Annotated in this window: 21 protein-coding genes and 2 tRNA genes; 12 read left to right on the top strand and 11 right to left on the bottom strand. The window is 31.2% G+C overall.

Annotated elements, in window-relative coordinates; genetic code table 11:
• Positions 1–6: 6 nt before the first annotated feature.
• The gene (der, locus tag AAYQ19_RS16160) at positions 7–1,320 is read right to left on the bottom strand and encodes a ribosome biogenesis GTPase Der (RefSeq protein WP_343537636.1); all 1,314 of its coding nucleotides are present in this window, start codon (positions 1,318–1,320) and stop codon (positions 7–9) included.
• Positions 1,321–1,548: 228 nt separating this feature from the next.
• The gene (era, locus tag AAYQ19_RS16165) at positions 1,549–2,430 is read right to left on the bottom strand and encodes a GTPase Era (RefSeq protein WP_343537637.1); all 882 of its coding nucleotides are present in this window, start codon (positions 2,428–2,430) and stop codon (positions 1,549–1,551) included.
• A 115-nt stretch (positions 2,431–2,545) separates the two neighbouring features.
• Here era and AAYQ19_RS16170 point away from each other — a divergent pair.
• Positions 2,546–2,618 (top strand) — tRNA-Met (locus tag AAYQ19_RS16170).
• Between the two features lie 174 nt (positions 2,619–2,792).
• A complete protein-coding gene (locus AAYQ19_RS16175) occupies positions 2,793–3,257 on the top strand; it encodes a hypothetical protein (protein WP_343537638.1) in 465 nt (154 codons plus the stop codon).
• Between the two features lie 237 nt (positions 3,258–3,494).
• Here the strand turns inward: AAYQ19_RS16175 and AAYQ19_RS16180 are convergent, their stop codons facing one another.
• From AAYQ19_RS16180 to AAYQ19_RS16205, 6 genes are all read right to left on the bottom strand, one after another.
• Positions 3,495–4,202, bottom strand: coding sequence for a DUF6193 family natural product biosynthesis protein (locus AAYQ19_RS16180; protein WP_343537640.1), 708 nt, complete (start codon positions 4,200–4,202; stop codon positions 3,495–3,497).
• A 39-nt stretch (positions 4,203–4,241) separates the two neighbouring features.
• Positions 4,242–5,030, bottom strand: coding sequence for a hypothetical protein (locus AAYQ19_RS16185; protein WP_343537642.1), 789 nt, complete (start codon positions 5,028–5,030; stop codon positions 4,242–4,244).
• A 41-nt stretch (positions 5,031–5,071) separates the two neighbouring features.
• Complete coding sequence (locus tag AAYQ19_RS16190) at positions 5,072–5,764, bottom strand: hypothetical protein (protein WP_343537644.1); 693 nt, start codon at positions 5,762–5,764, stop codon at positions 5,072–5,074.
• Between the two features lie 204 nt (positions 5,765–5,968).
• Positions 5,969–6,478 (bottom strand): PRC-barrel domain-containing protein, encoded by a 510-nt coding sequence (locus AAYQ19_RS16195; protein ID WP_343537645.1) that lies wholly within the window; start codon positions 6,476–6,478, stop codon positions 5,969–5,971.
• Positions 6,479–6,518: 40 nt separating this feature from the next.
• Positions 6,519–6,680 carry a hypothetical protein gene (locus tag AAYQ19_RS16200; RefSeq protein WP_343537647.1) on the bottom strand — a complete coding sequence of 54 codons (162 nt, stop codon included), beginning with the start codon at positions 6,678–6,680 and terminating at the stop codon, positions 6,519–6,521.
• A 195-nt stretch (positions 6,681–6,875) separates the two neighbouring features.
• Entirely contained in the window at positions 6,876–8,177 is a 1,302-nt protein-coding gene (locus tag AAYQ19_RS16205; RefSeq protein ID WP_343537648.1) for an erythromycin esterase family protein, read from the bottom strand.
• A 162-nt stretch (positions 8,178–8,339) separates the two neighbouring features.
• On the opposite strand from AAYQ19_RS16205, the gene AAYQ19_RS16210 reads away from it, so the two are divergent.
• A complete protein-coding gene (locus tag AAYQ19_RS16210; RefSeq protein ID WP_343537649.1) occupies positions 8,340–9,692 on the top strand; it encodes a TlpA family protein disulfide reductase in 1,353 nt (450 codons plus the stop codon).
• 72 nt (positions 9,693–9,764) lie between these two features.
• On the opposite strand, the gene AAYQ19_RS16215 is transcribed toward AAYQ19_RS16210, so the two are convergent.
• Together AAYQ19_RS16215 and AAYQ19_RS16220 are read right to left on the bottom strand one after the other, a co-directional pair.
• A complete protein-coding gene (locus AAYQ19_RS16215) occupies positions 9,765–10,610 on the bottom strand; it encodes a hypothetical protein (protein WP_343537650.1) in 846 nt (281 codons plus the stop codon).
• 72 nt (positions 10,611–10,682) lie between these two features.
• Positions 10,683–11,519 carry a hypothetical protein gene (locus AAYQ19_RS16220; protein WP_343537651.1) on the bottom strand — a complete coding sequence of 279 codons (837 nt, stop codon included), beginning with the start codon at positions 11,517–11,519 and terminating at the stop codon, positions 10,683–10,685.
• 104 nt (positions 11,520–11,623) lie between these two features.
• On the opposite strand from AAYQ19_RS16220, the gene AAYQ19_RS16225 reads away from it, so the two are divergent.
• From AAYQ19_RS16225 to AAYQ19_RS16250, 6 genes are all read left to right on the top strand, one after another.
• Positions 11,624–11,911 carry a hypothetical protein gene (locus tag AAYQ19_RS16225; protein WP_343537652.1) on the top strand — a complete coding sequence of 96 codons (288 nt, stop codon included), beginning with the start codon at positions 11,624–11,626 and terminating at the stop codon, positions 11,909–11,911.
• Positions 11,912–11,920: 9 nt separating this feature from the next.
• Positions 11,921–14,407 (top strand): Hsp70 family protein, encoded by a 2,487-nt coding sequence (locus AAYQ19_RS16230; RefSeq protein WP_343537653.1) that lies wholly within the window; start codon positions 11,921–11,923, stop codon positions 14,405–14,407.
• 356 nt (positions 14,408–14,763) lie between these two features.
• Positions 14,764–14,835: transfer RNA gene (locus AAYQ19_RS16235), tRNA-Glu, on the top strand.
• Positions 14,836–15,120: 285 nt separating this feature from the next.
• Positions 15,121–16,212: an exopolyphosphatase gene (locus tag AAYQ19_RS16240; protein ID WP_343537654.1), complete on the top strand. Its 1,092-nt coding sequence runs from the start codon at positions 15,121–15,123 to the stop codon at positions 16,210–16,212.
• A 154-nt stretch (positions 16,213–16,366) separates the two neighbouring features.
• Positions 16,367–16,870, top strand: coding sequence for a hypothetical protein (locus tag AAYQ19_RS16245; protein WP_343537656.1), 504 nt, complete (start codon positions 16,367–16,369; stop codon positions 16,868–16,870).
• A 363-nt stretch (positions 16,871–17,233) separates the two neighbouring features.
• Positions 17,234–17,998, top strand: coding sequence for a hypothetical protein (locus AAYQ19_RS16250; RefSeq protein ID WP_343537657.1), 765 nt, complete (start codon positions 17,234–17,236; stop codon positions 17,996–17,998).
• Positions 17,999–18,000: 2 nt separating this feature from the next.
• On the opposite strand, the gene AAYQ19_RS16255 is transcribed toward AAYQ19_RS16250, so the two are convergent.
• On the bottom strand, positions 18,001–19,263 hold the full coding sequence (locus tag AAYQ19_RS16255) for a MutS-related protein (RefSeq protein ID WP_343537658.1): 1,263 nt from the start codon (positions 19,261–19,263) through the stop codon (positions 18,001–18,003).
• 352 nt (positions 19,264–19,615) lie between these two features.
• Here AAYQ19_RS16255 and AAYQ19_RS16260 point away from each other — a divergent pair, with 352 nt between their 5' ends.
• The 3 genes from AAYQ19_RS16260 (at position 19,616) to AAYQ19_RS16270 (ending at position 22,367) form a co-directional block, all read left to right on the top strand.
• Positions 19,616–20,164: a DUF4494 domain-containing protein gene (locus AAYQ19_RS16260; RefSeq protein WP_343537659.1), complete on the top strand. Its 549-nt coding sequence runs from the start codon at positions 19,616–19,618 to the stop codon at positions 20,162–20,164.
• Between the two features lie 147 nt (positions 20,165–20,311).
• On the top strand, positions 20,312–21,838 hold the full coding sequence (locus AAYQ19_RS16265; protein ID WP_343537660.1) for a glycosyltransferase family 39 protein: 1,527 nt from the start codon (positions 20,312–20,314) through the stop codon (positions 21,836–21,838).
• A 4-nt stretch (positions 21,839–21,842) separates the two neighbouring features.
• Positions 21,843–22,367, top strand: coding sequence for a DUF4269 domain-containing protein (locus tag AAYQ19_RS16270; RefSeq protein ID WP_343537661.1), 525 nt, complete (start codon positions 21,843–21,845; stop codon positions 22,365–22,367).
• Positions 22,368–22,384 lie beyond the last annotated feature (17 nt).

The raw sequence follows: 22,384 nt of genomic DNA on the forward strand, positions 1-22,384 counted from the left end.
CTATTTTTATTTTTCTCTGATATAAATATCAATTGGCACTCCTGAAAAGTCCCAATTTTCTCTGATTTTATTTTCAAGATATCTTTTATATGGTTCTTTAACATATTGTGGCATATTCGCAAAAAACACAAACTGAGGCACTTCTGTCGGTAATTGCATACAATATTTAATTTTTACGTATTTACCTTTTGTTGCCGGTGGCGGATACGCTTCGATCACTTTCAACATATATTCATTGAATTTTGAAGTCGGAATTCTTTGTTTTCTATTTTCGAAAACCTGAACTGTAGCTTCTAATGCTTTCAATAAACGTTGTTTTGTTAAAGCCGAAACGAAAAGAATTGGCACATCTGTAAATGGCATTAATTCTTTTTTGATTTTCTCTTCGTAATCACGAGTTGACATGGTATCTTTTTCAACTAAATCCCATTTGTTTACCAAGATTACAACACCTTTACGGTTTTTCTCAGCTAACCAAAAAATACTTTGGTCTTGACCTTCAAATCCACGAGTTGCGTCAATTACCAATATACAAATATCTGCATGCTCGATTGCTCTAACAGAACGCATTACAGAATAAAATTCTAAATCTTCTTTTACTTTTGCTTTACGACGAATTCCCGCAGTATCAACTAAGTTGAATTCGAAACCAAAACGGTCAAATTTAGTATCAATCGCATCACGAGTTGTTCCAGCAATATCGGTTACCATAAAACGATCCTGCCCAATTAATGCATTGATAAAACTTGATTTTCCAGCATTTGGACGACCAACTACAGCAAAACGAGGCAAAACAACTTCTGGCGTAACTGGTTCTGGTTTTACTGGGAAAGATTCAATTAAAGCATCCAATAAATCTCCCGTTCCACTTCCAGAAATACTCGCGAAAGTGTAATAATCACCTAAACCAAGGTTATAAAACTCAACTGCATCTTTCTCACGCATTGCGTTATCAACCTTATTTACGGCCAATAAAACTGGTTTTGTTACTTTGCGCAACAATTTAGCAACCGTTTCATCCATTGGCGTAATTCCTTCTTCAACATCAACCACAAAAATAATAACATCGGCTTCGTCGATAGCAAGCTCTACCTGTTTACGGATTTCACCTTCGAAAACGTCATCAGACCCTCGAACATATCCACCTGTATCAATGACAGAAAACTCTTTTCCGTTCCACTCGCTTTTACCATAGTTTCTATCACGGGTAACCCCAGATACTGAATCTACAATAGCTTCTCTTCTTTGTATCAGCCTATTAAACAGGGTTGATTTCCCCACGTTAGGTCTTCCTACTATCGCAACAATGTTATTACTCATTTTTTTTAATTTTAGATTTTGGATCTCAGATTTTAGGTTTTAATTCCTTAAAAACCTAATCGCTTGTAATCCAAAATGCTTTGTTCAAATTTTTTGCAAAGGTAGTTAAAAAAGTGACTAAGTCGCTAAGATTCTAAACACCTAAGTTTTTATTTTGTTTCAGGTTTAAAATTTCAAGTTTTAGGCTCGGTATTCAACTTGAAACCTGAAACTTGAAACAATTTAAAACTATTGATTATATCCGAAACGCTTCAACATATTAGCGTTGCTTCTCCAGTTTTTGTTCACTTTTACGTAAAGTTCAATGTGAATTTGTTTTCCGAAGAATTTCTCCAAATCAGCACGAGCATCTGTTCCTACTTTTTTCAAAGCAGCACCTTTATGCCCAATGATGATTCCTTTTTGCGTATCGCGCTCTACCATAATTACCGAACGGATTCTGATAATATTTTCATCTTCATGAAATTCTTCTGTCACGATTTCAACCGCATACGGAATCTCTTTGCTGTAATTCAATAAGATTTTCTCACGAATCGTTTCGTTTACAAAGAAACGCTCTGGTTTGTCTGTTAATTGGTCTTTTGGGTAATAAGCTGGAGATTCTGGCAATAATTCGATAATTCTTCCAAAAACTTCTGGAACGTTGAAATTCTGCAAAGCTGAAATTGGGAAAATTTCTGCATTTGGCACTTTTTCTTTCCAGAAAGAAACTTGCTGTTCTAATTGTTCTTGGTTTGAATTATCGATTTTATTTAAAAGCAATAAAACCGGAATTTTAGCATAGATGATTTTCTTAAAGAAATCTTCGTCTTTAAGATCTTGCTCGCCTATTTCGACCATGTAGATTAAAATATCAGCATCCTCAAAAGCCGATTTTACAAAGTTCATCATCGATTCCTGCATTTCATACGCGGGTTTGATGATTCCAGGCGTATCAGACAAGACTAATTGAAAATCTTCTCCGTTTACAATTCCTAAAATTCTATGACGAGTAGTTTGTGCTTTTGATGTAATGATTGATAATCGCTCTCCAACGAAAGCGTTCATCAATGTTGATTTTCCAACATTTGGATTCCCGATGATGTTTACAAAACCTGCTTTATGTGACATTTGCATAATATTTAATTTGCAAAGGTAGTCATATCAACTGAATACGGAAAATAAAAGATTTTTTAAAATTTTCATTGGAATTCTCAAAAATCGGCGTATCTTTGCACCCGAACATCGCGGGATAGAGCAGTAGGCAGCTCGTCGGGCTCATAACCCGAAGGTCACAGGTTCGAGTCCTGTTCCCGCTACTAAAACAAAAGCTTCAGAGAAATCTGGAGCTTTTTTTTGTTTAGACTATTCTTTAATAACTTTGAATTGACGAACTTGGACGCTCGCACTAGCGGTTAAAATTTAAAATCAAGCTTAATGAAGCAATTTGATATAATATACGATTTTGGAATTTTGGAAGTGATACGAAAATCATGGTTCATAATTATACCTATGTTTTTTATTGGCTAGTAGTTAATAGACTCCGAAATGAAGAAGATAAAGAAGGAAATTTGATTCAGAATCTTTTATCGCAAAGCAAAAGCTTCGATACAACAAAAGCGCACATAATCAAATATGCTTTAATCATCATTTTTGTGTTTCTGGTCATTCTACAAACAAAAAAGATATACCGAACTTATAGCATTTTGAACAATGGATTAAAATCAATAGAAGGTTATGTGACTGACTTTCATGGAATGCCGTCATCTGGACACGATACTGAGCGATTTAAAGTTAGAAATGTAAAATTCGAATTTTCAGATTTTGACTTAACTGACTTTGGATACAATAACGCTAAATCAAAAGGAGGCGTGATAGATGAAAACGTTTATATTAGATTGAAATATTATCAATCAAAAGATCGAAATGTCATACTTAAATTAGAAAAGAGAAAATAAAAACTTTAGCTAATAGCAATTATAACGGATTTGGGTAATTAACTTAATGGAAAATATTTTTTGTACTTAAGATGCTAATGCAAAAATCGTTTAATAATCTCCAAAAATTTGATTAGATATTTGAATACTTTCCGCTATGCTACTAAGAAACAAGAGCTTCAGAGAAATCTGGAGCTTTTTTATTAAAAAGATTTTATTGTTTTTTTTATATCTATTGCATTCAAGAACAAGTTTTTTTTACAAGTCATCCGCTGTTCCTTTTACTGCAGGACCAATATCTGTGGGTAAATTACAAAGCACCATTTTTAATGCCTCACTTGCAGAACCTGAACCAATTTCATCACCGTCACTATTTCTCACAAGATATCTGTCGGTTTCAAAAACTGGAGTAATTGTTGGCGTATCACCTGTATAAGGATAACCTGTACAACGACTAAAACATAATGTCATTAAACTTGTAAACGGATAAAGTTTAGATAAAATTTCGTCATTTATTGCCAATTCAACAAAACTTCTAATTTCCTTACTGTACTCGCTGTTAAGAATTAATTTCCATGCATATTCAACTTCTTTTCCTTCATCAAAAACTGCTGCATTTTTATATGGCGTAACAAAGGAAAAATTATTTGCTAGTTGCTTTGTACTTTCTTGTGAATTCAGCCAATAATCAATGCATTCAACAAGTAGATCAATATCATTAACACCACCATTGGCAAGACAAACCCCATCTCGCCAAAAGTCAGGCAAATAAAGTTTTTCTTCTGAAGCAATATAAATTTGTGATAACTTATTGTTTTTCTCAATTTGGGCGAAAGCTCCAGGAAAAAAATTAGGATCATCTTCGTTGGAGACTCTTAATTCAGATCCCATTTTCTTAAATGCAAAATTTAAAGCAGAAATTAATCCGCCAGCAATTTCAATTTCAGAATAACGTATTTTTGTCATTGTCGCTTTTTAAAATTTCACAATTGGGAGCAATTATTTTCATTTTAGAAAAAATCTAAAAATCATGTCTGAATTTACATTTTCTCCTCTTATTTGTGCAGGTTTCCAATTTTCTGTTTTAATATATTTTTTAATTTCTGCTTCTAAATCTCTTTTAAAATCGTAATTGCTTTTCACATCAAATACAAACCAGAAACTTAATATTTTAGCCTCCCCCTTTTTGTTAACGTAAAAATGGATATTTACAAAAGCTGAATCATCACTTTTTTTTCTGTTTACATAGCCTTTTGGATAAGTAATTTTATCTTGTATTTCTTTTTGCAATACTTCGCTAAACTCATTTTGATGTTCATCGTTGTCGTTCGGATAATTCGGGTATTTGTCACTGTCGGCATAATATATCGTATCATTTACGATACGTTTCAGATACATCTTTTCTGAAATATCTTTTAAAGAATCAATGAATTTCTTGCCATATTTTTCGACAATCTTTTCCTCCATAAACTCACAATAACAGTGTGTTTGATCTTTGTATACAATATCAGAAACTATAGTACCTCTAAATTCAATGTTATTTTGTTTTAAAACTGAAGTTAGCTCTTTTTCTGAACGTAATCCATGATACAAAAGGCCTCCCATTACATAACAGTAAACTAGTTTCCCTTTTTGAATATCCTTTTTCGCCTCTTTAACATCATTTAAACACGTAGTATCTTTTTCTGAAATCGAATCAAACCTGCTGTTGTTTTGTTTTTTCACAAAATCGCAAGAAGCGAATATTAAGCTAATTACTATTAGAATTATTTTCTTCATTTTTTTTATTTTCAAAATACTCAAATCTTCTTTTTAGTAGCTGTGATTACCAAATTTCAGTTTACAGTTGTCCTCAAAGTTGACCATCGATTATATTCAAATATCTCTACTAATTTATCATTTTCAATTTTATATATTTTTGTACTACCTTCTCCCTTATTTTTTTTATCTTCATAAATTGTAATCCTGAAATATTTTTTATTTTCTGAAAAAACAGGAATTGAAAAACTATAATAAAGTTTATCTTCAATATTTTGCTTTATTCGTTCTGTTTCTTGAGTAGCTTTTTTTATTTCCAATTCCTTTTTATGTTTCCCCCATTTAGGATCTATAAGTAAGACAACAACATTCGGAATCATTAGATTTACAATGCTGTCATATTTTGATTTGCTTTTTACTTCAATAAAATATTTTGAATTTGTAACGATACGTTCACAATCTTTTTCAGAACATATTTTACAATTATTAATTTTAAAGTTTTTCCAATTTATTCTATTTTTTTCTTTTTTTGGTGCTGTAATTAATTCAATCGGAAAAAGTGAGTCTTTAACTAATATTTCTCTTTTTTGATAATCCTGAATACTATAATCAAATTCTTTTTCAATTAAATTCTCCTCTTCAAGATTTATATATCTAAAATTAGGAGGCTTAATTTCCTCAATTATCAAATTTATCATTTTTACAAAATCAGCATTCTGTCCATAAATTTGAAATGAATATAATAATACAGACAAAAAGAGTCTTTTCATTCTAGTAATTTTTGAGTCATGCAACTAATTAAATATAATACACCTTTATTTTCAAATTTATAATTTTTAGATTATAAATCATTGAAAGGATTTTTTAATCTGATTGACAATTATATGAATCAATATAAAAACTTTTGTTTCTAATTAAAAAGACCAGACATAATTAAATGTCTGGCCTTTTAAAATTTCCTGCTGTAAACCTGATTACCGATTATCGAATTCTCTTCGGCTATAAAAAGTGTCATCATCATTTTTAGAATCAGATCGAAACTCTTCATCATCATAATACGATTTTAATACACTTCTTTCATAGTTTCTGTCAAAATTATTCTGTGTATTATATCTTCCTGTTCTTCTAAAAGTTTCGTAACTAATATTGTTAGCCATCACAATTTTTGTGTCGCTATTAATGTTCACAGATCCAATTGGTACAATCAAATGGCTGTCACCTTCTTTGTACATAAATTCTCTTCCATTATCATAGGCAATTGTATCGTGCACCTCATTACGGCTATCATCAATTAAGGCTTTATCAACTTTCACATCCAGATAAACCACGCGTTGCATATCTTTATTTACCCACAGGTTATCGATTTTACCAATGGTACGGTTATCTGCGTCGACTATTTTCCATCCTCTTACATCAGAATAGTTTGAAGCTATTTTATAATCTGTGAGTTCATCTAATCTGTATAAATTTTTATCTTTTTCCATGTTTCTTCTCAATTTTACAATTTATATTTTCTGCTTATCATTATTGCAAACTGTCACCAGAAGCATTTTCAATTTCAATGGTATTTTCTCTTTGCGCTTGATCATCTTTCAAAAAAACGTAATAAACAAATGCCCCTATTAAAAGCAGTGCGACAATCCATGGCCAAACTCGCTTCTTTTTTTCTATTTTAATTTCTGCCATAACTTTAGTTTTTATATGAATATTTTAACTCATATTAAAGTTACAAACGAGATCAAAATGTAACGTATTTAATTTCAGAGAGATGTTATAGAATTCCCAGTAGCAGAAAAATTTAAAAATTGCCAATAAAACAATTCACAAATATTCTTTTAGACCTAAAAAAACAAAAGCTCCAGACTTCTCTGGAGCAAACCCTTATTTCTGAATCAAATTAGTAGTAGAGAGCGAAATGTTTTTTACAAAGATTAATCCATCATATGTTTCTGAAAACCTTTTTATCCTCAAATAATTATTTTTTGGATTAAAACCTCCGCCACCTGCAAATACTATTTTAGACTTCTTTTTGAAGAAATCTGAAGAAGAGCCCTCTAAGGCTTTAGACATATCAATAAAGTATATTTCATCTTTTGCTTCAATAAGTGTTTTGGCGTAAGTCCCTGATGATGGCTCATTTAATTCAATTTTTTTCCAACCTGGTTTTTCGCCATTTGTTGAAAAATATCCACCCTGCGTACCTTTTCCAAAATCAAATCCTACACTATAATAATCATCTTTATAATATTCTTTCAAATTTTTACCAAGATTAGGGACATTGTTTAATCTGCCCGGATTATCAAATCCGTCAAAATCAATATGTGCATTATGCGCCCAAATAAAAGCTTTTCCATTTTTTGATTTATTTTCTGTTATCCATTTGACATTTTCAAACATTTTTAAATCTCTTTCTTTGCTATATGGATGTTGTACATAGTCTGTATATTGTAACAAATAAGTCAAAGCTCTAATTGCAGCGTTGATCTCATCAATATTCTCTTCTTTAGTATTTTTTCTAAAATCAAGTAAAATAGCAGCAACCGTGTTAAGCTTTGGATTTTGAATGTCCGCCCAATCATTACGCACACCATATTCTACTTTTTTTTCCGCACATTTATCAACTTCCAAAAGAAGTTCTTCACTTACAGGAATATTATATTTTTTTACTAAACCTCTAATTTCTTGATTGACATTTTTCACAAACTGCACATCCATACCATAAAAGCGAATTTGCTCGTCCTTGCTTTTATTAAGATTATAATTTCTCATCCATTCCAAAAGATCTGCCACCTCTTTACAACACCAAAATCCAATACTAAAATTGCTAAAAATACTTTTGATGCTTCCCTTTCCGCCACTAATCCATTCATTTATTGCAACTTCGGCTGGGTATGACTCCTCCATTACAAATACTTTTACATCATGGTTTTCAACCAAATATTTAAAGAATTTGGCCTTCAAATCAAAGAATTCTTTCCCTTGATGCGTTGCTTCTCCAAATCCAAATATTTTCGCATTAGCAAATTTCTGTGGGATTTTGTCATTGAATATTGCAAGATTTGTATCTGGATTCGCATCTTCAATTTTAATAGCATTTTCATTAATCCAAGTCACGGCTTTTTTATCTTGGGCGTAGACATTAAACAATAGAAAAAACAGAATCGCTGAAAAAAATGGTTTCATATATTCAATTTTGGTTTAAAGGTTTTTACATATTTATTTCTTCGCCACTATCCAATCTCACCACCCGTAACAAATATCATTTTATTACTTTATTTATAAAAAATTAATTGTTAATTTTAACAAGATTTTAATTCCAAAAGACCACTATCTAAACCACCAAAGATGAAAAAAAACTTGCTTTTATTGCTAACTGTTGTTTTATATTCCTTCATGACTCCCGAAGAAAAAACAACCATTTCAGGCAAAATCACAAATACTGAAAACAAAACAATAAGAATTAAAGGAGAATTATTTGACCAGGAAATCAAGCTAAAACCAGATGGCAGTTTTTCAGAAAACTTGGCTTTAGAACCTGATCGCATTTACAAAATTGAAACTACGAGAAACAACTTTTCAATATATTTATCCAAAGATTCTAAATTGGTAATTAATGCTGATGATTCAAACTTGGCACCAACCTTAAAATTTACAGGAAAAGGAAACGTCGAAAATCAATATCTAACTCAAAAACAGATTATAACTTCTGCAATTCCAGATTGGGAACTTTACAAGCTTGACGAAAATGAATTCCTGAAAAAACTTCAGTCCATAAAAACTTCAGTCCATAATTTGTACAGCAAAACAAAATTTACTGACGCCGGTTTCAAAGAAAAAGAAGCTCGAAGCATTTATTTTTTAGAACAAAAGCATTTGTTTTACTATGAAAAAGACCATTACAATTATGCCCAATTAAATAATTTTAAAGTTTCTGAAACATACCCGAAGATTGACGAAACAATAGATCTGGATAACGATTCTGATTTCTTATTTTCAAGTGAATATCAAGAAATCGTACTGAAAAAATTCTATGAAAATGTAAAAGGAGATGAATTCAGTTTTTTTGTTACAGCTAGAAATGCAATTCCAAAAATTAAGGCATTAAAAAGTCAAAGCATAAAAAATCGATTAATTGAATACTCAACAAACGATATTAGTATTGAAATTCCAAATTATGAAAAAGTATATCAGGAATTTTCAGCAATTACAAACGATCCAAATATCAAACAAACGTTGACCACAAATTATAATGCAGCAAATTCAGCACAACCTGGAAAACCGGCTCCAACATTCAATTATGAAAATCAAAAAGGTGGAAAAACGACTTTAGAAAGCCTGAAAGGAAAATACGTTTACATTGATCTTTGGGCAACATGGTGCAGTCCTTGTCGCGCGGAAATTCCATTTCTTCAGAAAGTCGAAGAACAATACAAAGAAAAAAATATTGAATTTGTTAGTATTTCAATTGATGCTATGAAGGATCAACCGAAATGGAGTAAATTTGTGACTGAAAAGCAATTAGTTGGCATTCAATTATTGGCAGAAAATGAATGGAATTCAAAAATCATCAAAGATTACGGTGTTCATGGAGTCCCAACATTTATTCTTATCGATCCCAACGGCAATATTGTGACACCAAGAGCACCAAAACCATCAGATCCAAAACTTATCGATCTGTTTAACAGCTTAAAAATCTGATACTAGATAATATAAAATTACCAATAAAGCTTCAGAGCAATCTGAGGCTTTATTTTTTATAGATTCTTAAAATTAATGTGAACACCTAGCAAATAATGACAGTATTTTTAAAGCAGCAAGTATGATAAAAAATATGGTTTTTCCAGATATTCCACTTGAACTACTTGATGACGAATCGCTGTCTTTAATATTAGATAGCACTACCTCTCTATTACTAACCAAAATACCTCTTAAATCTGCATCATAAGCAACATATCCTTCCATTGCGATTAGGCAAGTAGTATAAAAATTAGACTGTCTATTGGCATTATAACGTCCTGAAGCTATATTTACAAGACTTCTGATTTTATTATCCATTTCGATAGAATTGAAATAAGACAGCAAAACGTAAAAGCTCCTGTATTCGGCATACGGAATTGCCGACATATTTACGGAGTTAATTTGGCTCAAATTTGCCAATATAGAATCCATTTTACCACTTAGCTTTTTACTCAATTGAAAAAGCGCGTCTTCAGGAAAATAGGCTTTGAAATCAAAAATATCACTGATGTAATCAAATTTATTTTGAGACAAATTTTGATCAAAAAACAATACCAAATCATCATTAAGAAACTGATACATGAAAGATTTAATTTTTTCAGGATCATATTCTCTTTGAGGAGCAGGAAAATTATTTCGGGAATAATTTTTCTTGGAAAAAAGATTGTATAAAATTCGGTTTGAAACTATAAAATAAAGCTCTTGTCGATATTCTTTTAAGGCCAAAATCAAATTATTAGCCACATTAACGTCTATATCCGGATTTATTCTTTTTTCAACATTTACTTGTTTTTCTGTTCGGATAATGTCTTCGGATGAAAATAATAGAACATTGTTTTTATCTATTTTTAATTCCTCAAATAACTCTATTATATTCATTCTTAAATGTTAATTTACAACACAAACATAATCTTTTTAACGCTTCTGCAAAAGATTAAATAAAAAATAAATTTAGGAACATTTACTCACTAAAAAAGGAATACAAGCAATAACTATTGCCATAATTATTGTAAATGTTGGATGTGGTTTATCGTTGCTTGCATCCCCTTTATTCACAGATACAGCTTTTTTATTTTTGATCAAAACTTCATTTATGCGTTCATTAAAGGCTTTATAAAACACCATTGATTCGATCACATGAGTAAAAAAAACGTCATTCTTTTTTTTATTATAAAATTCACTGACGAACGACAATAGATTACTTATTTTTTGATCTAAGTCAATTGTTGCAAAATGAGATAATAAACCATAAAATGATCCATGTTTAATATAAACAATAGTTGAAACTTCATTTCCTTTCAACGTATTTAATTGAGAAATTGCAAAATCAATTTTAGAAAAAACAAGCAAATTCATTTTATAGATAGTGTCTTCAGGAAAATATCTTTTTAAATCTAAAAGAAGACTAAGTTCTTCAAAATAATGATACCAATTTTTTGATAATTTAAAACTGAAAAAAGACAACAAATCATCCGCTAAAAAAGCAGCAATAAAATGCTTCATTTTTTCATCAGAAACCGTCAAATTGTAACTTGAAAAATAATTTCTAGCAAAATCATTGTGCGTGAAAAAATTGAAGAGAATGCGGTTCGACAGCACAAACAAAAACTCTTCTTTGTATTCTTTCAATGCTAAAATTAAATTTTCGCTTGTTTTAGCATCTATTTCTGGATTTATCTTTTTTTCGAAATTTATTTTCTTCTCAATTCGGATGTAATCTTCAGAGCCAAATTCTAATATTTTATCTCTTTCCAAATCCAATAAAGAAAACAACTGAATGATATTCATCTTGTAAAAAATTAAGTACAGCAATGATAAAAAAATAATATTGATAATTAATATCGTATTAAATAAATTGTAAATTGCTAATTCATAAAATCCGATTTTAAAAAATGAATGTCATTATAAACCAACTGTTTGAAATTGAAAAAAAGGCGTCAGAACAAAACTTCGGTGGTTTTGAGCGTAATCTGAAAAGAATTTACAGCGAATTAGAAGAAAAAGGATATAAAATCATCAATCCAATTGGAACAAATTATGATGAAAGAGACAGCTCAATTGAAGCCAATATTCTTAATTCAAATTCGAAGAAAATAACCAAAGTTATTAGACCCACAATTTACAAAACAGAAAACGACACGCTACAACTCGTTCAAAAAGCAGTAGTTATAGTAGAATAATATAGCATTATGAAGAATATCAATATCGGAATTGATTTAGGAACAACAAATTCAGGAATTGCAAAATATGATAATGGAAAAATCAGTATTTATAAGAATCCTGTTGGTTTCAAGGATACAATTCCATCAGTAGTTTCATTTCGTAAAGGACGCATTCAAATAGGCGAAAAAGCAAGAGAACATAGTGTTATAAATGCCGAAAATGTATTTTCATCTTTCAAAAGAAAAATGGGATCTGACGAACTTTATTTCATCAAAGATCTAGATAAAAACATCAGCCCGATTGAATTGTCTTCAATGGTTTTAAACGAACTTATCAATTTCGCTCAAGGCGAAAGTTTAAAATCTGCGGTTATTACGATTCCGGCTTCTTTTGATACGATTCAATCCAACGCTACCAAAAAAGCAGGTTATCAAGCTGGTTTTGAAGAAATTGTTTTACTTCAAGAACCCATCGCAGCTTGTTTAGCATATTCTAATTCTTTAAACCTTGAAATCACTTCTGATCAAAAATGGTTGGTTTATGATTTTGGAGGCGGAACTTTCGATATTGCTTTGGTAAACATTAACGAACGCGATCTTAAAGTATTTGATCATAAGGGAAATAATTTCTTAGGAGGCGTCGATTTAGACACATTATTTGTAGAGAAAATCATTTGTGCTAAAATCGAAAAAGCGACTCAAGAAAATAATCTTTGGTCGAAAATAATTGCTAAAGAAAACCCGATTTACAACAAACTATTTTTTGAGCTGCTTTACAAAGCGGAAGAAGCAAAAAAAGAACTTTCGATAAAAGAAACTTCAAGCATTGAAATTGATTTTGATGAGCTTTCAATTTCGCTAGATATTGATATCAGCCGAAAAGAATTTGAATCAATTGTTAAGCCTAAATTTGAAGAATCGTTTCATTTGGTTGAAAAATTAATTTCAGAAAATCACTTGAAATTTTCAGATATTGAGCGCATTATACTTGTGGGCGGTACAACTTACATTCCCTACATACGTCAGCAATTGCAAGAGCGAACTCAAATTCACATTGAAACGAATTTAGATCCTACAACTGCCGTAATGATTGGCGCAGCATATTATGCAGGTTCAAAACCTTCAGAATTAATTGATGAAGAAATTGCGCAACAACCTATTGCACTAGAAAACAATATTGAAGTTGAAATAATCTACGAGCCACATTCTAAAGATTCTGAAGAACTAATTGTTGCTCTTTTGGGAGAATCATTTGAAGGTTATTACAGAATTACCCGCGCCGATGGAGGTTTTGATACAGGACTTTTAAAAGCAAACAAAAAAATAGCTGAATTTGTTCCGTTGTTAGAAAAAACAACCAATCAATTCACATTATTTTTATTCGACAATCAACAAAAACAAATATTCAGCAATCCGAATATTCAAATAACAAACGGTTTATATAGTATCCTGGGACAGCCAATTCCGAATGACATTTGCTTGGAATTAGACGAAGAAACCGGAAAAAGCCACATGGAGATTATCTTTAAGAAAAACGATATTCTGCCCTTAAAAAAGACTATTTATAAAACCTGTTCTAAAAATATATTACGAAACTCCGATCAAAAACTTATTATAAATGTTGTTGAAGGCAATGCAGGAAGTATGGTCGGAAGTAATCTTTCTATCGGTTATATTGAAATCTGTGGCAGTAATTTTGAGCAGGACCTCCTGAAAGGAATGGATATTGAATTGAATTTTAAAGTTTCGGAATCGCGCGACCTTAGTATTGATGTTTACATCGGCGCTCTTGATTTGGAAATAAACGAAGTCTTTAATCCGCACCAAAGAAAAATTTCTATTGAGAAATTAGTAGCAGAAATCAAAGATGCTTTAGACACCATTTTAGAAGAAATAAGACGCGAAGAGCAGGAAGAGAATTATGAATATTTAGCCAAATTAAAAAGATCTCAAGAATCGTTGACAATCCTTTACAACGAAGCATTGGAAAATAAGGATGATGCAGTAACAGATAAAAAATATCAAATTGATGAATTGAAAAAAATCTACATTCAGGAATTTGATGATCTTGTTCGCCACAAACATATATTATTTGAGCTCGACGAATACCACAGCATAAAAGAAACTTTTACTTTTTATCTAGAAAAAGGATCGCCGCGCCAAAAGGAAGAATACGAAAAGATCACAAAAAACGAAAAGGAATTTCTTCAATCAAACAATAAGTATTTGATTCGCAAAAAGAAAAAAGAATTGGAAAGTCTTTTAGAGAATATCTATGTCAATCAGGATGAAAGCTACATCAATTATTTCTATATGTTGCGATTTAAAGACCCAAGCGATTTTAATGACAGTTCTAAGCATAGCAAATTAATAGAACTTGGAGCAAGAGCATTAGACAATGCTAATATTCCCGAATTAAAATCAGTCTGTAATCAACTGTATCATTTATTGATTGTCAAACCAAAAAGAAGTGACGACTTTAACACCTTTGACGGGAATCTTGGAATAAAATAATTTGTCGAAATAAAGACACTTTCAGTTATAATTACAAAAGCTCTAGAGAAATCTTGAGCTTTTTTGCTTTTACTATTTTCTAAAGCAGGCAAAAACAACACAAGAATATTCTTTCAAAAATAAAAAAGCTTGAATTTTATTGTTTTTTTTTCATTTTAACAAAACCACCTTATTCCTTTTGTTTCAAACAAAACAACCTATTATTAATCAAATAAATATGTTAACATCAACTCCGATTATTCCATATTAAAAATTGCCAAAAGTGTTTCCTTCCTAAAATAATTCAAAAAGTTTTTCCAAAAAACCTTTGTGTATTCCAAAAATAGTTGCACTTTTGCACCCGCAATAACAAAGCAGGTCCGTTCGTCTATCGGTTAGGACGCCAGGTTTTCATCCTGGTAAGGGGGGTTCGATTCCCCCACGGACTACTTAATAAAGCTTCAGAGAAATCTGGAGCTTTTTTTATTCTACACTATACTAAACGCCTTTTCTACACGTTAAATAGCATAAAAAAATCGCTATTCCCTTCAAAACAAGACCTTAATAATTTAATAATATGTTTTCTTTATAACTGAGTTTATATTTAGTAAATGTTTTCATAAATTTGCAATCTGATTAAGAAACCTACTATTTCCAATCTAAAATTATGATTTTCACATCATTTCTGAAAAGTCTTTATTAAAACTATATTACAACAACAATTAAAATCCACAATGCTTACAAAAAACAAACCCCAAATTTTATTTTTTACCCTTCTAAGTTTATTTTTTTCCATCACTTCATTTGCTCAAAAAAGTCTTTATGGCGGAATTGAAATTGGCCGAAGAGCAATAAAAGTTTCTGTTGTAGATGTAAACAACATCAGAAAAGCAGATTACAAAATCCTTTATTTCGCAACTGACAGAATTGATTTTGCCGCACATATTGCTGACAAAGGGGAACTTCCGCAGGAAGACATCAACAAAATCAGCGTTACGGTTGTTGATCAGTTAAAAAAAATCAAGACAGAATTCAAACTTCTTGAAGAAAACATTTTTATCGTTGCAGCTCCAGTTTTTGCACAAGCTCGCAATGTTGAGGTTTTAAGAAGCAAAATCAGCACACTAACAAGCAAAAATCTTGACGTACTAAACGTAAACGAAGAAGCAAAAACACTTGTAAAAGGCGCAATGCCTCCAGTCGATTTCGCTAATGCGTTCCTACTTGATATTGGCGCTCAAACTACAAAAGGAGGCTACATTGACGAACAAGACGACAAATTAGAATTCATTCCATTAGAGCTTGATTTCGGCACAATGACACTTACTGATGCTGTTAAAAAAACGGTTGTAAACCCAAACCAAGCAAATGATATGTCAACTTACCAAGAAAAATCATTTGACTTCAACCCAATTTTGCGCAAAAAAGTAAAAGCATTATTGGATGCAAATCCTCCATTGGCTAAAAAAGACAAAATCTATTTATCTGGTGGCGCTGTATGGGCTTTTGCAACATTATATTATAATGAAGACGCAAAAGAACATTATATCTCTTTAACTTTAGAGGATGTTATCAATTACGATGCTATTTTGAAAAACAATTTCGTAAAATTCACCAACCTTGCTAAAACGAACAAAGAAATTGCAAGAGTTTTGAGCACTTACGATCAACAATATCTTATTTCGGCAAACAACATTTTGCAAACTTGCCTAGAAAGCATTCCGAATTTACAATCAAAGAAAGTATACTTTGTAAAAGAAGGACAAGTAATCTGGTTGATTTCATACATTGCCGATCGTTCTAAAAAAGTAAATACGAACTTTTAAGAATCTTTCCAACAAATACAAACGCCACTTCTAGCAAGTGGCGTTTTTTTTGCTTTATATTTTCACAGATTTTTCCAACATTATTTTAAAAACAGAATCTAAAAAGTCAACCGACTTTTACTACATTTGAAACTACAACCTCAAACAAACCAGCATGAAAAAATTGTCATTAGCACTATCTTTATTTTTATCATTAATTGGATGCCAAAACAAAACTGAAAATCAAATAAAAGAAGAACAACCTCTAGAAACTAAAGAAGAAATCAGCGTGGCACCGACCTCAAATGAAGACGACCTTTTTTACATCAAGCTCAATACAATTTACGGTGAAAATGGTTTAGAAGATTATGCTAAGGACGCAAGCGAAGTTTCAGGAAAAATAATCAAACGACTGAATGGCTCAGACGGAAGCGAATATTATTTAGTAAAACTACACCAAACTTTAGAATATAGAGAACTGAACAAAGAACCGCTTTTAAAAACCGACTACCTTATTGTTGGAGGAAGATTTGCAGAACAACCGCTAAAACCGGGAGCAAACAAAACGGTAGTAAATGTGGCAATTGTAAAAGATCAAACTTTGATAAACGACAGTGAACTTGATTTCAACAAAGCCATTTTCGCTGGTTATGGAGAAGCTACTGAAATTAAAATTTAACCATCTTTTGCTGTTGTTTTTGCCGACATTTTAAAAAGGTGAACTTCCACTTTTCAATATCAATTTCCTAAATTTAAACACCCATTTCAAACAATTAAAACCTGTTTCTTTTTCAAACCGCACAACCAAATGATAAAAAAATACTACTCGCTTATTATTTTCATTAGCTTGGAAATTTTTCTAATATTTCTTTATCATTCTTTTTCTTTTTTACAAAATTCAGTTTCTCTTTCTATAATAACTGCTCTTTTCTTATTTGGATTACCCTCTTCCTATTATTTGCTTATTCGCAAAAAACGAACAGACATTACCTTTTGGCTTCTTTTCTATTCCGCTTTTAAGACTACGCCTTTCGCATTCACCATGGAAGATAATTTTTTTGAACCCGCATTTCGCTATAAAATCCTTTTTAATATTTTATTCCTTCTTTATTTAACTTTCAAGACAAGAGAATTTATTATCGATTTCAGAAAGAATTTAAGCCTAAAAAGAGCTGAAGAAAATGATGACCATTCACTTATTTCAAGCGCTTTGGAAGAACTGATAAAATTCAAAAGACTAGGCAAAATGATCGCTTTTGAAGCTTGTTCCTTTTATTATTGCTTTTTCAAATGGAAAAAAAACAATAATGAAAAAAAATATTTTACCGGCTACCAAAATAATGGCATAACAGCTTTATATCTCGGACTAATGTTCGTTTCCATAGCCGAAGCTGTTACCTTGCATTATTTATTGATTTCCTGGAATAGAATTTTTGCAATCACGTTCCTCACTCTTCATATCTATTTATTAATAAATCTCACCGGGCATTTAAAAGCCATATTTTTCAGAAATCATTTTATTTCAGACGAAGAAATCATAATTCGCTACGGACTTTTCAACACTTTAAAAATCCCCATTGATTTAATTGAAAAGATAAACAAATTTGAAGGCGACTACGAAAAAAACAATTCATTAGTCAAATTTGCGCTACTAGGAAAATTAGAGCCGCACAATGTTTCTCTTAAACTTAAAGACAAACTAGAAATCGATCTTCCATTCGGAATTAAAAAAAAACCAATAAACATCCTTCTTTACATTGATAACGAAATGGAGTTTTTAAAGATAGTAAACTCTAAAATACAGTAAAATCAACCAACCTTCAACAGCTTATTCAAACCTTCTTTTTCAAACAAAATACGTCCGACTTTAATATCTGACCAGCCTTTTTTCAATTTATAAGTAAAAGTCGGAATATTATCAATTAGCTCGCAATCCAGATAATATGTCGAGACCGCTTCGCTTGTCACATCTTTCAATTCTTGAATATGCGTTGAAATTAAAAAATAGGAATTAGAATAAAGACTTACACCATTTATCGTTCTGGTACAAATTTCAAGCGCATCTTCAACATTGGTTCCACTAAAAAGTTCGTCGAAAACAACAAAACATCTTTTTCCGTCAGCGGCTTTCAAGACAACATCTTTGACATTAATAACCTCTGTCATAAAGTGGCTGTAACCGTTCAAAATATCGTCACGTTTATTTATTCCGACTGAAAAATCCGTACAAAATGGGATTTCTGCAGCAGAAGCAGGAATTCCAAATCCCAAATTTCCTAAGTAAATACACAAGCTAACCGATTTAAGAAATGTCGATTTGCCAGACATATTTGGGCCATTTAACACAATCACATTGTTTACAGCCTTAAAACTGTTTTTAACAGGATTTTCAACTAATGGATGATAAAAATCGTTTATCACAAAACTTTTTTCCGACAACACTGGAAAAACAAATTCACGATTAATTATAGCTTTGCTTATAGACAAATACGATTCAAACAAAAACAAATCTTCCCAAAAGCACTCAATCCTTCCTTCTTCTTTTAAAACTGAAATTTTCGCCAATAATTTTTTTACATGTTTGGTTTTGAGCTGTTTTTCTCTAATTATATATTGATATTTTTTAAGCTCAAAAAAAGAAAGAAAAGACAAGATTCTGTTCAAATCTTTTCGGTACGATTTTGGAAAATGAATAAGATTAAGCCTGGAAAAACAAGTTGATTCTAAGCGATAAAAAAACAGGATTAACTGATGGATTTTATTATGCGTCAAAATCTCATCTGCAGTTGGCCCAAAAAACAAAAAGCGCTTCCAGTTCAACTCGCCTTCTTTAAAATTGTTCAAGAAATAGTGCACTTCATTTAAATACAAAACTGTATAAGAGTAGCTTTTTAAAACCTCTTTGTTCTGAATGAATCCTTTCAGGATATTTTGTCTCTCAACAACTTGAGCCTCGGCTGACAAAGAAGTTTCCAATAGATTAAGAATCTTTTTTCTAGTAAAGCTATTTAATGAATAATCAAAGATAGGCAGTACTTCTTCCTTTATATTTAAATCCTGAATATTATTCATAGTTAAAATGTTAGAGTTTATCTTCAACAAATACTTTCTTCCAAAATTTAAATTTTGTTTAAGCTAAAGTACTAAAATACTTCAAAAAAATCGCAAATCAAAAGTTAATAAATTTAATATATTTTGTTATTTTTAACAAATAAAACACACCATCTTCATTAATAAACGACAAACTACACAATTAACAAAGTTAATTTACAAAAACAGCACAAAAATCAAGTTTCACTCAAACATTAAACAAAAAAAATCCATAAATCGAAGCTTATTTCAAATTGTGAATATCTATTTCCGAATTTGGCTTCTATTTTCATGGTAAAATCTATCTTTGGCATCCTTAAAAATTAGATAGAAAATGAGCGCAATTTGGTACGAATGCAAAGTAAAATATAGAAAAACTGACGAAACGGGAGGACAAAAAGTTTTAACCGAACCGTATTTAGTGGATGCAATATCTTACACAGAAGCTGAAAAAAGAATTAATGAAGAAATGGCCGCTTATATTAGTGAAGAATTTAAAATCACCAATATAAAAGTGGCAAATTTTGCCGAGATTCATCCGTTTGAAAATGCTGATCGCTGGTTCAAATCAAAAGTTTCTTTAATTGCTTATGATGAAGAAAGCGGCAAAGAAAGAAAGTCAAACATGTATATGCTCGTTCAAGCAAACGATGTTAGAGAAGCCTATGACAACACCATTCACGTAATGAAAAATACTATGGGCGAATACTCGATTCCTGCAATTTCTGAATCGCCAATCATGGATGTTTTTCCATATTTCAGTGGTGAAGAAGAAGAAACCGAAATGCTGGAAAGATTCAATGCCTTGAAGGCCTCAAAACCTGTAAGACCAGATGAGGAAATCATTGACCACATGGAATTTGAAACCGCAATAGAAGAATAAATTCATTTAAAGCTCATGAGAAATCAGGAGCTTTTTTTATTTTGAAACAGTGGTATTAAGTGCATTTTCAAATCAAAATAAATCCTATATTCGTTATAATTTTATGCAACTGAAACAAAACCACACTTAACCTAAACCAAAAGCTTCATGACTAAAAAAACAGTAATTTTAATTGCGTTTATCATTTTAAAATTTGTTTTACAGTACGTTTTATTAGGACCAGAATATGACCTCCAACGTGATGAATATTTGCACCTAGATCAAGCGCATCACTTGGCTTGGGGCTATTTGTCTGTTCCGCCTGTGACTTCTTGGTTTTCGTATATTATATTTTTACTTGGAAATTCTGTGTTTTGGGTCAAGTTCTTCCCGGCTCTTTTTGGTGCAATGACACTTGTTGTTGTCTGGAAAACAATCGAAGTTTTAAAAGGAAATTTATACGCATTGATTTTGGGAGCAACATGTATTTTGTTGTCATCATTATTGCGACTCAACATGCTTTTTCAGCCCAATTCATTAGATATTTTATGCTGGACTGCTTTTTATTTCGCTGTCATTCAATATATCTTAAGCGAAAAAACAAAATGGCTTTTCGTTGGCGCCGTAATTTTTGCCTTTGGATTTTTAAACAAATACAACATTCTTTTTCTTTTAATCGGATTCTTGCCTGCTCTATTACTTTCAAAACAAAGAAAAATATTTGCCGAAAAGAAATTCTATTTTGCACTGATTTTAGGCTTCATTTTGATTTTGCCAAATCTTTTATGGCAATTCAACAACCATTTTCCGATTGTGCACCACATGAAAGAATTGGCAGAAACTCAACTTGTAAATGTTGACCGTGTTGGGTTTTTAAAAGAACAAATACTGTTTTTCCTTGGAGGAATTTTGGTTATACTTTCCTCCTTTTATGCTTTGCTTTTTTACAAGCCTTTCGCACAATTCCGATTCTTTTTTACTTCAATCATTTTTACGCTTTTAGTCTTTATTTATTTCAAAGCCAAAGCCTATTATGCTATTGGTTTGTATCCAATTTATATTGCATTTGGCGCTGTATTTTTGGGCGAAATTTCAAAAAGTGGATGGAAACGTTTTTTACAACCCGTTTTTCTTATAATTCCGATTTTGCTTTTTATCCCGATTTATAATGTTGCGTTTCCAAATAAAACTCCTGAGGAAATAACTGCAAAACCAGAAAAATATAAAAAACTAGGAATGTTGCGTTGGGAAGACGGAAAGGATCATCAATTACCACAAGATTTTGCCGATATGTTGGGATGGAAAGAACTTGCCCGCAAAACAGATTCGATTTATGCCTTGTTTCCAAAATCTGAAAACACTTTAGTACTTTGCGACAATTATGGCCAGGCAGGCGCCATTAATTACTACACTCAAAAAGGCATCAAAGCTGTTTCTTTTAATGCCGATTATGTTAATTGGTTTAATCTGAATATTTATTACACCAACCTCATCAGAGTAAAGGATTTTGATGAAAACAATACTGAAATTACAGAAAGCAGTCCGTTCTTTGAAAAAGCCAAGATTGGCGGAGAAATCACCAACAAATATGCACGTGAATACAGAACCACGCTTTTTGTTTTCACCAAAGCCAAAATCAACATCAACAAGAGATTAGAGCAAGAAATCAAAGAAGAAACAAATTACGATAAGTAAACCGATGATCGATTTCAAAAATATTGAATATTTAAAGTCTGGAAATAAAAGGCAAACCGAAGCTTATGAAACCTTGACAAAAAATAAGGTTTTAGAAGTTCTGGCAGAATTTGATCCGATTCTAGTGGGTACGATTCCAATAAATATTGATATTGAAAACAGCGATTTAGATATTGTTTGTTATTGGCAAAATAAAAATCATTTTATCGAAAAAATCACTTTTCTTTTTAAAGAGAAAAATAATTTCAAAATCACTGAAACCATTATAAATCAACACGAATCTGTGATTGCAAGTTTCAGATTAGGTGATTTCGAAATTGAAGTCTTCGGACAAAACATTCCGACTCAAAATCAAAATGGATACAGACATATGATTATCGAATATCAAATCCTGCAATCAAGGGACGAAAATTTCAGGAAAGAAATTATAAAACTCAAACAAAACGGTTACAAAACCGAGCCTGCTTTTGGCAAATTATTGGGCTTAGAAAATGATCCTTATTTAGAATTATTGGATTATAAAATCTGATTTTGTCTTTTTACAAA

This window comes from Flavobacterium mesophilum (genome assembly GCF_039581405.1).
Classification (GTDB): Bacteria; Bacteroidota; Bacteroidia; order Flavobacteriales; family Flavobacteriaceae; genus Flavobacterium.

Excerpts from the sequence above, each read along its gene's own strand:
- der (WP_343537636.1), bottom strand. The coding sequence starts at position 1,320 with ATGAGTAATAACATTGTTGCGATAGTAGGAAGACCTAACGTGGGGAAA.
- era (WP_343537637.1), bottom strand. The coding sequence starts at position 2,430 with ATGTCACATAAAGCAGGTTTTGTAAACATCATCGGGAATCCAAATGTT.
- AAYQ19_RS16175 (WP_343537638.1), top strand. The coding sequence starts at position 2,793 with ATGGTTCATAATTATACCTATGTTTTTTATTGGCTAGTAGTTAATAGA.
- AAYQ19_RS16180 (WP_343537640.1), bottom strand. The coding sequence starts at position 4,202 with ATGACAAAAATACGTTATTCTGAAATTGAAATTGCTGGCGGATTAATT.
- AAYQ19_RS16190 (WP_343537644.1), bottom strand. The coding sequence starts at position 5,764 with ATGAAAAGACTCTTTTTGTCTGTATTATTATATTCATTTCAAATTTAT.
- AAYQ19_RS16195 (WP_343537645.1), bottom strand. The coding sequence starts at position 6,478 with ATGGAAAAAGATAAAAATTTATACAGATTAGATGAACTCACAGATTAT.
- AAYQ19_RS16200 (WP_343537647.1), bottom strand. The coding sequence starts at position 6,680 with ATGGCAGAAATTAAAATAGAAAAAAAGAAGCGAGTTTGGCCATGGATT.
- AAYQ19_RS16205 (WP_343537648.1), bottom strand. The coding sequence starts at position 8,177 with ATGAAACCATTTTTTTCAGCGATTCTGTTTTTTCTATTGTTTAATGTC.
- AAYQ19_RS16210 (WP_343537649.1), top strand. The coding sequence starts at position 8,340 with ATGAAAAAAAACTTGCTTTTATTGCTAACTGTTGTTTTATATTCCTTC.
- AAYQ19_RS16215 (WP_343537650.1), bottom strand. The coding sequence starts at position 10,610 with ATGAATATAATAGAGTTATTTGAGGAATTAAAAATAGATAAAAACAAT.
- AAYQ19_RS16220 (WP_343537651.1), bottom strand. The coding sequence starts at position 11,519 with ATGAATATCATTCAGTTGTTTTCTTTATTGGATTTGGAAAGAGATAAA.
- AAYQ19_RS16225 (WP_343537652.1), top strand. The coding sequence starts at position 11,624 with ATGAATGTCATTATAAACCAACTGTTTGAAATTGAAAAAAAGGCGTCA.
- AAYQ19_RS16230 (WP_343537653.1), top strand. The coding sequence starts at position 11,921 with ATGAAGAATATCAATATCGGAATTGATTTAGGAACAACAAATTCAGGA.
- AAYQ19_RS16240 (WP_343537654.1), top strand. The coding sequence starts at position 15,121 with ATGCTTACAAAAAACAAACCCCAAATTTTATTTTTTACCCTTCTAAGT.
- AAYQ19_RS16245 (WP_343537656.1), top strand. The coding sequence starts at position 16,367 with ATGAAAAAATTGTCATTAGCACTATCTTTATTTTTATCATTAATTGGA.
- AAYQ19_RS16250 (WP_343537657.1), top strand. The coding sequence starts at position 17,234 with ATGGAAGATAATTTTTTTGAACCCGCATTTCGCTATAAAATCCTTTTT.
- AAYQ19_RS16255 (WP_343537658.1), bottom strand. The coding sequence starts at position 19,263 with ATGAATAATATTCAGGATTTAAATATAAAGGAAGAAGTACTGCCTATC.
- AAYQ19_RS16260 (WP_343537659.1), top strand. The coding sequence starts at position 19,616 with ATGAGCGCAATTTGGTACGAATGCAAAGTAAAATATAGAAAAACTGAC.
- AAYQ19_RS16265 (WP_343537660.1), top strand. The coding sequence starts at position 20,312 with ATGACTAAAAAAACAGTAATTTTAATTGCGTTTATCATTTTAAAATTT.
- AAYQ19_RS16270 (WP_343537661.1), top strand. The coding sequence starts at position 21,843 with ATGATCGATTTCAAAAATATTGAATATTTAAAGTCTGGAAATAAAAGG.